The sequence below is a fragment of the Pelomicrobium sp. genome, from assembly GCF_036803785.1.
Classification (GTDB): Bacteria; Pseudomonadota; Gammaproteobacteria; order Burkholderiales; family UBA6910; genus Pelomicrobium.
In genome coordinates, this window is the sequence record NZ_DAIRTR010000088.1 from 1 (window position 1) to 12,951 (window position 12,951).

General features: G+C 65.7%; 14 protein-coding genes. 10 read left to right on the plus strand and 4 right to left on the minus strand.

The annotated features are described in order from the left end of the window. Positions 1-414 precede the first annotated feature (414 nt). The 3 genes from V7Q81_RS10820 (at position 415) to V7Q81_RS10830 (ending at position 3,365) form a co-directional block, all read left to right on the plus strand. Complete coding sequence (locus tag V7Q81_RS10820) at positions 415-1,539, plus strand: porin (protein ID WP_333843091.1); 1,125 nt, start codon at positions 415-417, stop codon at positions 1,537-1,539. A 311-nt stretch (positions 1,540-1,850) separates the two neighbouring features. Beyond that, positions 1,851-2,477, plus strand: a complete 627-nt coding sequence (gene coq7, locus V7Q81_RS10825; protein WP_333843119.1) for a 2-polyprenyl-3-methyl-6-methoxy-1,4-benzoquinone monooxygenase — start codon at positions 1,851-1,853, stop codon at positions 2,475-2,477. A 336-nt stretch (positions 2,478-2,813) separates the two neighbouring features. Next, entirely contained in the window at positions 2,814-3,365 is a 552-nt protein-coding gene (locus V7Q81_RS10830) for an REP-associated tyrosine transposase (RefSeq protein WP_333843096.1), read from the plus strand. A gap of 158 nt (positions 3,366-3,523) precedes the next feature. On the opposite strand, the gene V7Q81_RS10835 is transcribed toward V7Q81_RS10830, so the two are convergent. Both V7Q81_RS10835 and V7Q81_RS10840 read right to left on the minus strand, forming a co-directional pair. Further along, positions 3,524-3,940, minus strand: coding sequence for an OsmC family protein (locus V7Q81_RS10835; RefSeq protein WP_333843097.1), 417 nt, complete (start codon positions 3,938-3,940; stop codon positions 3,524-3,526). 149 nt (positions 3,941-4,089) lie between these two features. Then, positions 4,090-4,860 (minus strand): YdcF family protein, encoded by a 771-nt coding sequence (locus tag V7Q81_RS10840; RefSeq protein ID WP_333843099.1) that lies wholly within the window; start codon positions 4,858-4,860, stop codon positions 4,090-4,092. A gap of 453 nt (positions 4,861-5,313) precedes the next feature. On the opposite strand from V7Q81_RS10840, the gene rplM reads away from it, so the two are divergent. The 6 genes from rplM (at position 5,314) to erpA (ending at position 8,851) form a co-directional block, all read left to right on the plus strand. After that, positions 5,314-5,742, plus strand: a complete 429-nt coding sequence (gene rplM / locus V7Q81_RS10845) for a 50S ribosomal protein L13 (RefSeq protein WP_333843102.1) — start codon at positions 5,314-5,316, stop codon at positions 5,740-5,742. Between the two features lie 9 nt (positions 5,743-5,751). Continuing rightward, positions 5,752-6,144 carry a 30S ribosomal protein S9 gene (gene rpsI / locus V7Q81_RS10850; RefSeq protein WP_333843104.1) on the plus strand — a complete coding sequence of 131 codons (393 nt, stop codon included), beginning with the start codon at positions 5,752-5,754 and terminating at the stop codon, positions 6,142-6,144. A gap of 108 nt (positions 6,145-6,252) precedes the next feature. Then, positions 6,253-7,281: an N-acetyl-gamma-glutamyl-phosphate reductase gene (argC, locus tag V7Q81_RS10855; protein ID WP_333843107.1), complete on the plus strand. Its 1,029-nt coding sequence runs from the start codon at positions 6,253-6,255 to the stop codon at positions 7,279-7,281. Further along, a complete protein-coding gene (locus tag V7Q81_RS10860; protein WP_333843121.1) occupies positions 7,281-8,024 on the plus strand; it encodes a DUF6776 family protein in 744 nt (247 codons plus the stop codon). The genes argC and V7Q81_RS10860 overlap by 1 nt, the downstream gene beginning before the upstream one ends. Positions 8,025-8,038: 14 nt before the next feature. Continuing rightward, positions 8,039-8,449 carry a bactofilin family protein gene (locus V7Q81_RS10865; RefSeq protein ID WP_333843109.1) on the plus strand — a complete coding sequence of 137 codons (411 nt, stop codon included), beginning with the start codon at positions 8,039-8,041 and terminating at the stop codon, positions 8,447-8,449. Between the two features lie 57 nt (positions 8,450-8,506). Next, positions 8,507-8,851: an iron-sulfur cluster insertion protein ErpA gene (gene erpA / locus V7Q81_RS10870; RefSeq protein WP_147801025.1), complete on the plus strand. Its 345-nt coding sequence runs from the start codon at positions 8,507-8,509 to the stop codon at positions 8,849-8,851. 61 nt (positions 8,852-8,912) lie between these two features. Here erpA and V7Q81_RS10875 read toward each other — a convergent pair whose 3' ends face one another. Further along, positions 8,913-10,022 (minus strand): anhydro-N-acetylmuramic acid kinase, encoded by a 1,110-nt coding sequence (locus V7Q81_RS10875; protein WP_333843115.1) that lies wholly within the window; start codon positions 10,020-10,022, stop codon positions 8,913-8,915. Between the two features lie 52 nt (positions 10,023-10,074). Next, entirely contained in the window at positions 10,075-11,382 is a 1,308-nt protein-coding gene (locus tag V7Q81_RS10880) for a M23 family metallopeptidase (RefSeq protein WP_333843117.1), read from the minus strand. A gap of 198 nt (positions 11,383-11,580) precedes the next feature. Here V7Q81_RS10880 and tyrS point away from each other — a divergent pair, with 198 nt between their 5' ends. After that, the gene (gene tyrS, locus V7Q81_RS10885; RefSeq protein WP_333843123.1) at positions 11,581-12,771 is read left to right on the plus strand and encodes a tyrosine--tRNA ligase; all 1,191 of its coding nucleotides are present in this window, start codon (positions 11,581-11,583) and stop codon (positions 12,769-12,771) included. The last annotated feature ends 180 nt before the right edge of the window (positions 12,772-12,951 follow it).

Below are 12,951 nucleotides of genomic sequence, written 5' to 3' on the forward strand. Positions count from 1 at the left end.
GCCCACGAAGCCGCCCCCCACCACCGCCACGTCCCAGGCCATGGGCCGATTATACCCGGCGGGCCGGCCGGGTCCGGCGCGCCAGGGGGATGCGTGCGGGTTCCGATCGCACCCGACGCCCGCCTGTTGCGTTTTTGCCGACCCCTTTGTGAACCCGGTTGAAGCGTCGTCCCAGCAGGTTCGGCTAAGCCCTTGGGAGGGCGGGCCCGCCGGCCGCCGCTTTGGGAGTGTTGTATCCGCGCAACAACCAGGTCGCTCGCGCAAGGGTTTTCGGGCGGTTTTGCTTGTTTCCCGGCGCACCCATTGCGCACAATAGCCTCGACTTCTCGACCTCGCGGGGAGGGAAGTCGAGGAAAGTAAGGAACGTTCGCGAACCATCCTTATTGCAGCGATTCTTTCAGAGGAGAAAACCGCATGAACAAGAAAGTCATCGCCCTGGCCGTCGCCGGCGCCCTGGCCGCGCCGCTCGCCGCCCAGGCCGCCGACAACGTGACCATCTACGGCACGCTCAACATGAGCTTGGAGTCCGTGGACAACGACAATCCGACCGATGCCCGCCGCACCCGGGTGAACAGCAACTCCTCCAACATCGGCTTCAAGGGGGAGGAGGACCTGGGCGGGGGGCTCAAGGCCTGGTTCCAGGTGGAAAACGATGTGCGTCCCGACGCCTCCACTAGCGGGGCCTGGGCGGGCCGGAACTCGGCGGTGGGTCTTTCGGGTAACTGGGGTTCCGTGCTCCTGGGCAACTGGGACACCCCTTATAAAGTCGCCACCATCGGCTACGACCGCTTCTACGCCACCGGCATGCCCGATATCGAAGCGGTGATCGGTAACAACAACGGCGTCGGCGGCACGACGGCAGGCTTTAGCACGCGTCAAGGCAGCACGGTCCAGTACTGGTCGCCCAAGTTCGCCGGCTTCAGCTTCCGCCTGGGCTACGCGCCCGACGAGGCCGAGACCGCCGCTCAGGATCGGGCTCGCTATAGCCTGGGTGCCAGCTACGAGTGGATGGGGCTGGGCCTCGACGCGGCTTATGAGAAGCGCAACGAGCAGCGTTTGACCGGCGGACAGCTGGGCGACGACACCGCCTGGAAGGTGGGGGTGCGCTACACCTTCAACCAGGGCAACACCTTCGTGGGCGCCGTGTGGGAGAACCTGAAATACGAAAACGTGGTAGCTGCCGGCTCCGAAGCCAAGCGGGACGCCTGGGGCCTCGTGGGCTCCCACCGCATGGGCAACTTCGACCTGCGCGCCCAGTGGTTCCACGCCGACGACGTGGACGGCGGCTGCGCGGGTGGCACGGCGACCAGCATCTTCGTGGGGGGCATGCCCGGCTGCGGCATCAGCGACAGCGGTGCCGACCACTACACGGTGGGGGTGGGCTACCACTTCTCCAAGCGCACCGTGGCCTACGCCTACTACACCAAGATCAAGAACGACACCAACGCCGGCTATGACTTTGCTGTGAATGGTGCTGGAAGTGGGGCTGCAGGCCGGGATCCCTCGGCCTTCGCGCTCCACGTCCGCCACAGCTTCTAGACGCGCGGGCGGCCACGCGCCGCCCTCGGCGGGCTTCCACCGGGCGCCTTCGGGCGCCCGGTTTTTTTTCCGGGGGCCCTAGCCGTAGGGTGCGCTTTAGCGCACCGCTCCAAAGGCTTTTCACCCCCTTGTCGGTGCGTTTCGCTTCGCTCAACGTACCCTACGTTCTTGACCCCGGGCCTCCCGGCTGGGATCATGTTCCCGCGCCTCATCTCGAAGAGGCCTTCGCGCGGGGGCCCACCGTCGCCGGGCTCGCTCCCCGGGAAAAAGCCGGGCTCGAGCGCAAGGCCGCCCGCACCCGGAAGCGCACCATGCTGAATGTCGATCCGCTGATCAACGTCCTCGACAACGCCTTGCGCACTCTTTTCGCGCCGGCCCATTCGGCCCGCCCGATGCCGGGCGCCGACCTCCCCGAGGCTCCCCTCACCGACGAGGAGCGCCGGCACGTAGTAGGGCTGCTGCGGGTGGATCACGCCGGAGAGATCTGCGCCCAGGCTCTGTACCAGGGCCAGACCCTGACGGCGCGCAACCCCGCGGTGCAGGCGACCCTGCGCCGGGCGGCCCAGGAGGAGACCGAACATCTCGCCTGGACCGAGGCGCGGCTTGCGGCGCTGGGCGGGCGCACGAGCCTGCTCAATCCCGTGTGGTACGCCGGCGCCTTCGCCCTCGGCGCCCTGGCGGGATTCCTGGGGGACCGGTGGAACCTGGGTTTTCTCGCCGAGACCGAGCGGCAGGTGGAGGGCCACCTGGACGGGCACCTGGAACGGCTGCCCAAGCAGGACCGCAAAAGCCGAGCGATCCTCCTCCAGATGAAAATCGACGAAGCGCGCCACGCCGCTACGGCCCTCCACCACGGCGGGAGCGAGCTGCCCGCGCCGGTGCGGCTCGCCATGCGGGCCACTTCCCGGGTGATGACCGGCACCGCCTATTGGGTGTGAACGCCGGGGGCGTAGCCGTAGGGTGCGCGTAGGGTGCGCCTGGGCGCACCGCCCTCGGCGGCCTTTCAACCTCCCGGGTCGGTGCGTTTCGCCTTACGGCTCAACGCACCCTACGCTCAACGCACCCGAGGGAGGGAGGCTTGTCGAAGGGTGTAGGGTGCGCTTTAGCGCACCGTTCGGGAGGGCTTTCAATCCCCCCTTGTCGATGCGTTTCGCCTTACGGCTCAACGCACCCTACGCTCAACGCACCCGGCGGAAGGGGGCTTGTCGGGGACGTTTCAGTACATCATCATAGACCCCCGCAGTTTGGGTGCTACGAAGGCAGAGTTTTTCGGCATGCCCAACTACAGGCGAAACCTGGTGCCGGGCGGTACGTTTTTCTTCACCGTGGTCGCCTACGAGCGCAGGCCATGGCTCTGTACCGAGCCGGCACGGCGGGCTCTGCGGGAAGCGATCACGCGGGTGCGCGCCCGACATCCGTTTCAAATCGTGGCATGGGTGCTACTGCCTGACCACCTGCATTGCATCTGGCGGCTGCCTCCGGGAGATGCGGACTTCCCAGGGCGCTGGCGCATGATCAAGGCGGCGGTGTCCCGGCGCTGGGAAGAACAGGACCCCAGGTCGCTGTCGCTGGACGCTTCGCGCACCAAGCGGCGGGAGCGGCTTTTGTGGCAGCGCCGGTTCTGGGAGCACACCATCCGTGACGAGCAGGACCTCGCCGCACACCTCGATTACATTCATTACAACCCGGTCAAGCATGGGTGGTGTTCTGCTCCTGCGCAGTGGCCCTATTCCAGCTTCCACCGCTTCGTTAGGGAGGCGCGGTATCCGCTGGATTGGGCCGCAGAACAGGCCCCTGAGCCATCAGAGCATGTGGGACGTGAGTAGCGCTTTGGTCTCCTGTCTACGCTCAACGCACCCGGCGGAGGGAGGCTTGTCGAAGGGTGTAGGGTGCGCTTTAGCGCACCGCTCCAAAGGCTTTTCACCCCCTTTGTCGGTGCGTTTCGCTCCGCTCAACGCACCCTACGCTCAACGCACCCTACCTCCTAGGCTTCCAGCACCTCGAAGTCGTGAGTGATCACCGCCGTCTTGCCGAGCATGAGGGAGGCCGAACAATATTTTTCCGCCGAGAGCTTGATCGCCCGCTCCACCTGCTCGGGCTTGAGGCTCTTGCCTTTGACGATGAAATGGAAGTGGATGCGGGTGAAGACCTTGGGGTCTTGAGCTGCCCGCTCGGCGTCGATCTCCACCACGCAGTCGGTGACACTCTGCCGGGCTTTCTTCAGGATCATCACCACGTCGAAGGCGGTACACGCTCCCGTGCCCATGAGCACGGTCTCCATGGGGCGCGGACCCAGGTTGCGGCCGCCCGCCTCGGGCGGTCCGTCCATGAGAAGGGCATGGCCGCTCTCGCTCTGGCCGAGGAAGCTCGCTTCCTCCACCCATTTGATTCTCGCCTTCACCTCTGCTCCTTTATCACGATACCGTTCGAATTTGTTCACCCCAGGGGCACAAACGCCCGCTGGAAAAATCGCTCTGCTTCTTCGCGGTCACTTTTGCCCATGCGCATCGAGACGGCGTCTGCCGCTCACCGCGGTCGGCGATTTCCGGCTCACTCGAGCGCCCATTGTAGTCGATACCAGGCGTAGCCCAGGGTTTCGTGCAGGAAGCTGCGCGTGGCGAGCAACGCGTCGGCGCGGGGCAGCCAATCGAAGAGGTCGCCGGCCAGCTGGGCCGCGTATCCCGTGGGAGCAGGGATCACGTCGAAGCCCGCCGCCGTGAAGGCCATCGCCGCCCGCGGCATGTGGGCCGCATGGGTCACCAGCAGGATGCGCCTGATTCCCACAGGCGCGAGAATTTCCTTCGATCGCAGGGCATTTTCCCGGGTGTTGCGCGCCCGCTCTTCAGTCCAGCGCACCGGCACGCCGAACTCCGCTTCCAGCGCTTCCTTCATGGCGGCCGCTTCGCTGCGCGGCCGCCCGCGGGGGTTCCCCCCGGTGACCAGCACCGGCAGGCCGCTCGCGCGCTCGAGCCGGGCGGCGTAGCGCAGCCGCTCCAGGGTCCAGGCACTTACCGTATCGCCCGCGTATTCGGGAGAGGCGAACAGCGTGCCTCCGCCCAGGACGACGATGGCCTGGGCCGGGACGCCCTTGGGATCTCCCGCGAGGGGAGGGGGCTCCAGAAGCCCCAGGGCCCGATAGGCCACCGCCGGAGTGGCGCCGATCCACAGGCCGGCGATCCCGGCGGCCAGGAAGGCCTTTGCGGCACCCGGGCGCCGCTTGAGCAGGACGACGCCCGCCAGCAGGGCAAGGAGAAGACAGGCCGGGGGGAGGGCAAGCGCCCCCAAAATCTTGATCACGTGCCAGTCCGTCATAATAGTCATCTATAAATCAATGGGTTGAGTATTTTTTCGGGGTTCTGTGCCGCAATGCAAAAAAATGCTTGCATCGCGGACCCTTTTCCGGCATAATGCGCTTACGTTGAATGCTCGTCATGGGTATTCAATGGTTGTCTCCTCCATCCTCCTCCTAAGGTGGAACTCGGCGCAACCCCATCAGGTTGCGCCTTTTTTTTTGTCAAATGGGAAGATGAGAGCGCGTCTCGTTCCAAAACCACCGCCATAATTCCGGCTTATGGCAATGCAATATTAGATTTATGCAATATTCATGTTTACTGATATTCACCGCCTCGGATTTCTGAACAGCTTCTTGTGCCTTCTTGCGCCCGGGCCGTGCTCATCGTCCCGATCCCCCCGCCTCGTGGGCCGCGCTTGTGGTTTGACACTTAAAGGAAAACTAACCTAAAATTCGCGCCTTTCCTCCGATCGTATCGTCCGATGAAGACCTATTCGACCAAGCCCCAGGACGTAAAGCGCGAGTGGTTCGTGGTGGACGCCACGGACAAGGTGCTTGGGCGCCTGGCCAGCGAGATCGCGCGCCGGCTTCGGGGAAAGCACAAGCCCATCTATGCCCCCCACGTGGATGCCGGCGACTATATCGTGGTGATCAACGCGGACAAGATCCGCGTGACGGGCAAAAAGCTAGACCAAAAGATCTACTACCGCCACAGCGGTTATCCTGGCGGGCTCTACAGCACCAGCCTGCGCCAGATGCAGGCGCGCTTTCCGGCGCGGGTGATCGAAAAGGCGGTCAAGGGCATGCTTCCCAAGGGTCCCCTCGGCTACGCCATGTTCCGCAAGCTCAAGGTGTACGCCGGCCCCCAGCACCCCCACGCCGCCCAGCAGCCGAAGCAGTTGGACCTCTGAGGAGCGCCGATGATAGGTGACTATTACTACGGTACCGGCCGCCGCAAGAGCGCTGTCGCCCGGGTGTTCATGAAGCCCGGCCAGGGCGAGATCCGGGTGAACGGCAAGCCCCTCGACGAGTTCTTCTCTCGTGAGACGGGCCGCATGATCGCGCGGCAACCCTTGGTCTTGACAAACAACGAAGGACGGTTCGATATTCGGATCAACGTCCACGGGGGAGGCGAGTCGGGCCAGGCCGGCGCGGTGCGCCACGGCATCACCCGGGCGTTGATCGACTACGACGCGGCGCTGAAGCCCGTGCTGCGCAAGGCGGGGCTGGTCACTCGCGACGCGCGGGAAGTGGAGCGCAAGAAAGTGGGCCTCCACAAGGCGCGGCGGCGCAAGCAGTTCTCCAAGCGGTAAGAACAATACCAACCAGGAATATTGGGGGTGGCCCCGCCGGTCTCGGGGATCACCCCTTTTTCTTTTCGGGCGGCGTTTCTTGGCAGGGCCGTCCAGGGAGCGGGATGCATGATCAAGGTGGGCATCGTCGGCGGCACGGGTTACACGGGAGTGGAGCTGCTGCGGATCCTGGTGGGCCATCCCGAAGTCCAGCTGCACACCCTCACCGCCCGCAAGGAAGCAGGCAAGGCGGTGGCGGAGCTCTTTCCCAGTCTGCGCCGGCAGGTCCCGCTCAAGTTTTCCGCACCGGAGGTGGCGCCGCTGGCGGAATGCGACGTGGTCTTCTTCGCGACACCCCACGGCGTTGCCATGGAACAGGCCCCGGCTTTGTTGCGGGCGGGCGTGCGGGTGATCGACCTCTCGGCGGACTTCCGCTTGGCCGACGTGGCCGCCTGGGAGCAATGGTACGGCATGGCCCATGCCTGTCCCGAGCTCGTCTCCGAGGCGGTCTACGGCCTGCCAGAGGTGAACCGGGAGCGCATCCGCTCGGCACGGCTGGTGGCCAATCCAGGCTGCTATCCCACCGCGGTCCAGCTCGGGTTCCTGCCCCTGGTGGAAGCAGGGGTCGTGGACCTGGCGCACCTGGTGGCCGACGCCAAATCGGGGGTCAGCGGGGCGGGGCGCAAGGCGGAAGTCCCCCTCCTGTTCTCGGAAGCTTCTGAGAACTTCAAGGCCTACGGGCTGGGGGGACACCGGCACCACCCGGAAATCGTCCAGGGGCTGGCGCGGGTGGCGGGCCGGCCGGTTGGGCTCGTCTTCGTGCCCCATTTGACCCCCATGGTGCGGGGCATCCATGCCACCCTCTACGCCCGGCTCACCCGGGAGACAGACGCCCAGGCCCTGTTCGAGGCGCGGTACGCCCGTGAAGTCTTCGTGGACGTGCTGCCCGCCGGCAGCCATCCTGACACCCGCTCGGTGCGCGGCGCCAACCTGTGCCGGATCGCCGTGCACCGCCCCCAGGGGGGCGATACCCTGGTGATCCTGTCGGTCATCGACAACCTGGTGAAGGGGGCCGCGGGACAAGCCGTCCAGAACATGAACCTGATGTTCGGGCTGCCGGAAGGCTTGGGGTTGACCCAGCCGCCCTTGTCCCCGTGATGGCGCTCAAGGAGCTACGCAGGCGTTTTGGCATCGCCGCGCCACGGGTAGCGGTCCGACCCCAGGTCCCGTGGTACTGGAGGAGCTTGAGCATCCTGCTCCTCGTGGCGGTCTTGGGATTTGTCGCCTGGAAGTTGTTTGAGACCGGGCGCCAGGTGGCGGGCTTCAGTGCGGCGGAGACGGCGGGCGAGCTGGAGCGGCTGCGAGCCCTGAGTGAGCGGCTCACCCGGGAGAACGAGGCGTTGCAGTCGCGCACCGCCCGCGCCGAAGGGGAGCTGCAAGTGGAGCGGGCAGCCCGGGAGGATCTCGCGCGCCAGGTGAAGGGCCTGATCCAGGAAAACGCCCAGCTCAAGGAGGACTTGGCGTTCTTCGAGAGCCTCACCTCCGGCGTGGGCCCGGGACGGCGCCTCGCGGTGCACCGCTTCGTGCTGGAGCGGGACATCGTGCCGGACGAGTACCGCTACAGTCTCCTGCTGGTGCAGCCGCCGGGCCAGGGCAAGCCGTTTCGCGGCCGGCTCCAGTTCGCGGTGCGGGTGGTGCAAAGCGGACGGCAGGCGGTCATTCCTCTGCCGGGACCGGACGCCCCGAACCCCGCCGCCTTCAACGTGAGCTTCCGGGTGTTCCAGCGCGTGGAGGGACGCTTCAAGGTGCCGCCTGGGACGGCGGTGGAAAGCCTGCAGGTCCAAGTGTACGGCGAAGGACGCCAGGAGGCCCTGGTCACTGAGACCACCGTTCTGTCGTGAGGGGAGGAACCGGGATGTTTTTCAACAAACCGACCAAGCCGCACAATCGCATCGATTGTCTCATCGGCGCGGGAACCCGCATCGAAGGCAACATCCTCTTCAACGGCGGGCTGCGGGTCGATGGACACGTGCGCGGCAACGTGATCGCCTCGGGCGAGTCTGCGTGCACCCTCGTGCTGAGCGAAAACGCCACCATCGAGGGGGAGATCCGGGTGTCCCACGCGGTGATCAACGGCACGGTGGTGGGGCCCGTCCACGCTTCTGAATACCTGGAACTCCAAAGCAAATCCCGGGTCCGGGGAGATGTGCACTATGCCCGCATCGAGATTCAGGTGGGCGCGGTGGTGGACGGGCAGCTCATGCACGACCAGGCTGGGGCGGAGAAGGAAAACGTGCTGGCCTTGAAGCCCGCTGCCGGCGATTGACCCCGGTCGGCCCGGGCTTCATAATGAAAGTCAATGGATATTTTGCAGGAGTACCCCATGAACGCAGTGACCGAGACCCCGCTGATCTTTACCGACAGCGCGGCGAACAAGGTGAAGCAGTTGATCGACGAAGAGGGCAATCCCGAGCTGAAGCTGCGGGTGTTCGTGAGCGGCGGCGGCTGCTCCGGGTTCCAGTACGGGTTCACCTTCGACGAATCGATCAACGAGGACGACACCGTGATGGAGAAGAACGGTGTCACCCTGCTCATCGATCCCATGAGCTTCCAGTACCTGGTGGGCGCCGAGATCGACTACCAGGAAAGCATCGAGGGAGCGCAGTTCGTCATCAAGAACCCGAACGCGGTCACCACCTGCGGCTGCGGTTCCTCCTTCTCGGTATAAGCGCCCGCGTACCGTCTGCAGGCGGCGGGCTACCTCCCGTCGCCTCGCCAACCCGCCCCGATCAGGCCGGGTAGAGCGCCCCTAGCACCCGTGGGCCCGCGGCGCCGGTCGCCTCCGGCACGTTTCCCGGCAGCCCCAAGAGGGTGGCGCGGGCAAGCCAAGCAAAGGCCGCGGCCTCTACCCATTCCACATCGATTCCCAGGACGTCGGTCAGCTCGACTCGCCGAGGACTCAGCCGCGCCCGCAGGGCGGCCACCAGGGCGTCATTGCGCGCCCCTCCCCCGCAGAGGAACACCTCGGCGACGTCGGGGCAGGCGGCCGCGAGGGCCGCTGTGACGCTTTCCGCGGTGAGCCGAAGCAGCGTGGCCTGCACGTCCTGCGGGCGCTCGTCTCCCCGCAGGTGACGGCTCAACCAGGCCTCGTTGAAGCGTTCCCGGCCGGTGCTCTTGGGGGGGGCCGCCCGAAAATACGGGTCTGCCAACAGGGCCTTGAGTAAGGCCGGAATCGGCCTGCCGCTGCTCGCCCAAGCACCGCCGGCGTCGAACCGCTCTCCCCTGTGCCGCTGACACCAGGCGTCCAGCAGCACATTGCCCGGGCCCGTGTCGAACCCGAACACGGTACCGTCGGGGCGCAGCACGGTCACGTTGGCGATGCCCCCGATGTTGACCACGGCACGGCTTTCGCCTTCGATGCCGAACTGGGCCCGATGAAAGGCGGGCACCAGGGGTGCTCCCTGACCGCCCGCCGCCAGATCCCGGCTGCGGAAGTCGGCCACCACCGGCATGCCGGTCAGCTCGACCACCAGGGCAGGGGCCAGAAGCTGGACGCTGAAGTGGGCCTCGGGCCGGTGGCGTACCGTCTGGCCATGGCAGCCCACCGCCCGCACAGCAGGCTTGCCCGAAGCCGTCTCGAGCAGTCGCTTGAGCGTCGCGGCGTAGAGTCGGGAAATTTCCTGGGCGGCGAGGGCGGAGCGCTCCAGCTCGTTGTCCCCAGGCTGACTCAAGGCCATGAGCTCTGCCCGCAGGGCATCCGGGTAGGGAACGTGGGCAGTGGCGATCAGCCGGCCGCGGTCGCCCTGGAATTCCACGACCACCCCATCCACCCCGTCCAGGCTGGTCCCGGACATGAGACCCGCGTATCGCTCCAAGGCGCCCGAGGCGGCGGAAGACATGGAAGAGAACTCGCAGGCCCCGGGGCAACTCTGCCCTCGGGGCTTGGCGGGGCTAGTCGGCGCGAGCGAGCATCACGCTACGCATCAAGTCCATCTGGGCGGTGAGGTCCGCCGCGGCGGCCTTGAAGGCGGCCCGATGCCGCGCGCCGATGGGGGGGGCCTCGGGCATCACGACACGGAGGGGATCCTGCTGCACCCCATTCACCCGGAACTCATAATGGAGATGGGGCCCCGTTGCCCAGCCGGTCATGCCCACGTAGCCGATGGTCTGGCCCTGCTCAACTCGGACCCCAGGGCGGATTCCCCGGGCGAAGCCCGACAAGTGGGCGTAGGCGGTGCTGTAGCCTCCAGCATGCTGGAGAATGACGATGTTCCCGTATCCCCCCTGCGTGCCGGCGAACGCCACCCGCCCGCTGCCTGTGGCGCGCACGGGCGTCCCGATGGGAGCGCCGTAGTCGACGCCCCGGTGGGCCCGCCACGTCTTCAGGATGGGATGGAATCGGGCCTGGGTGAACCCAGACGTGATTCGGGAGAAGGGAAGGGGAGAGCGCAAGAACGCCTTCTTCAGACTCTTCCCTTCCGGCGTGTAGTAGCCGTTGCCCTCGGGGGTGGCGAAGTAGATGGCCTGGTAGGTCTTGCCGTCGTTCACGAACTCGGCGGCCAGGATGCGTCCCGAGCGGATCGGCGCCCCGTCGTAGAGCTCCTCCTCGTAGACCACGATGAAGCGGTCCCCCTTGCGGAGGTCCCGGTGGAAATCGATCTCGGAGGCGAAGATTTCCGCCATCTGAATGGCGATGGCATCGGGGATGCCCGCTGCGTCGGTCGCCCCGAACAGGCTGCTTTCGATGATGCCCGCCTTGAGTACGATTCGCTGCTCGAGGGGCGGCGCGGCGGTGCGCACGGAAAAACCCTCGTCGGCGCGCTCCACGGCGAACTCTTCGTTGGATCCGTCCAGATACCGGAACGCAAGCAGTCGGCCGTCCTCGCTCACCTGGGCCTTCACCGTTTTGCCGGGAACCAGGCGACGCAGCGCGGCGCTGCCGCGTACGCTTTGGAGAAAAGCAAGTGTGTCCGCGTTGTCCACGCCCAAGCGGGACAAAAGGCTTCCCACCGTGTCGCCCTTCTGGATTACCTCTTCCTGCCAGAAAGCGAGCATCGATTCCCGCTCCTCTGTCACGAGGAGCAGATCGAGCTCCTCCACCACGCTGCGCTGGGGGACGGTCTCGACCTGGGTTCCAGGGGCGATGCCAAAGGCGGCCACCATGCCGAAGAGGGGAATCGCGGACAGGACGGCCATCCAGCGGCGGGAGCGGCGGACGGCCCGGTTGCGGTCTTCGGTTAGAATCTCACGCTCGATCATGCCTCCCTCACTGATCGGCTGGGTTTGTAAAAAGTTGTAACTTTAACACCGAGTCCGCGTGCCGTCTGCCGAGGAGAACGGGACAGGCCAGCGGTTTTTTGCCCCACCTTTGAATCCGGATTCTAAAAGAAAATTTTTTAAAAAATCAATTTATTTTATTGTTTAAGGAGGGAAACTTAGTTGAGTGAATCTCCTGGAATGGAAGCGGCCTTGGCCCAGATCCGCCGCGGCTGCGAGGAGCTGATCTCCGAGGACGAGCTCGCCCGCAAGCTCGCCCGGGGGCGGCCGCTACGGGTCAAGGCCGGTTTCGATCCGACGGCCCCCGATCTGCACCTCGGCCATACCGTGCTGCTCAACAAGCTGAGGCAGTTCCAGGATCTGGGCCACACGGCGTTGTTCCTGATCGGCGATTTCACCGGGATGATCGGTGATCCCTCGGGCAAGAACGCGACCCGTCCTCCCCTCACACGGGAGGAGATCGAGGCGAACGCCCGGACTTACGCCGAGCAAGTGTTCAAGATCCTCAAGCCGGAGCAGACCGAGGTGGTCTTCAACTCCACCTGGATGGACCGGCTCACCGCCGCCGACATGATCCGCCTGGCCGCCACGTACACGGTGGCCCGGATGCTGGAGCGGGACGATTTCGCCAAGCGCTACCGCAGCCATCAGCCCATCGCCATCCACGAGTTTCTCTACCCGTTGGTGCAGGGTTACGACTCGGTGGCGCTTAAGGCCGACGTGGAGCTCGGCGGGACGGACCAGAAGTTCAACCTGCTCATGGGGCGCGAGCTGCAGAAACACTACGGCCAGGAGCCCCAGGTAATCCTCACCATGCCCCTGCTGGAGGGCCTGGACGGGGTCAACAAGATGTCCAAGTCCCTGGGCAACTACGTGGGCATCAACGAACCGCCCCAAGAGATTTTTGGCAAGCTCATGTCCGTCTCCGATGAGCTCATGTGGCGCTACATCGAGCTGCTGTCGTTCCAGCCCCTGGAGACCCTCCGACGCTGGAAGGAGGAGGTCGCCCAGGGCCGCAATCCCCGGGACGTCAAGGTGGAGTTCGCCCGGGAGATAGTGGCGCGTTTCCACGGCGCAGAGGCCGCGGCGCGGGCCCACGCCGAGTTCGAGGCCCGCTTCCGCGAGGGGGCCCTGCCCGAGACTCTGCCCGAGGTCAGCCTGGAGGCGGGAAGCGAGGGGCTGCCCATCGCCCAGCTGCTCAAGCGGGCAGGGCTTACGGCCAGCACCTCGGAGGCGTTGCGCGTGATCGGCCAGGGAGGCGTGAGGCTGAACGGTATGCGGGTGACGGATGCCCAGCTTCGCCTTCACCGGGGCGAGACGGTGGTCGCGCAAGTGGGCAAACGCAAATTCGCCCGCGTGGTGCTGGTCTGAACGTTCGAGGCAGCGGCTCGAGGCTCTTTGCCTCGAGCCGATCACCGTTTGCGCTCGCGGAACGTGGAAATCCCTTGACCGCGATGCGCCACCCTGTATAATGCCGCCCTTCGCTGCATCCGCAGCACCGCTCTTTAACAATCGAACAGCCGATCGGTGTGGGCACGGGTTTGAGGGTGA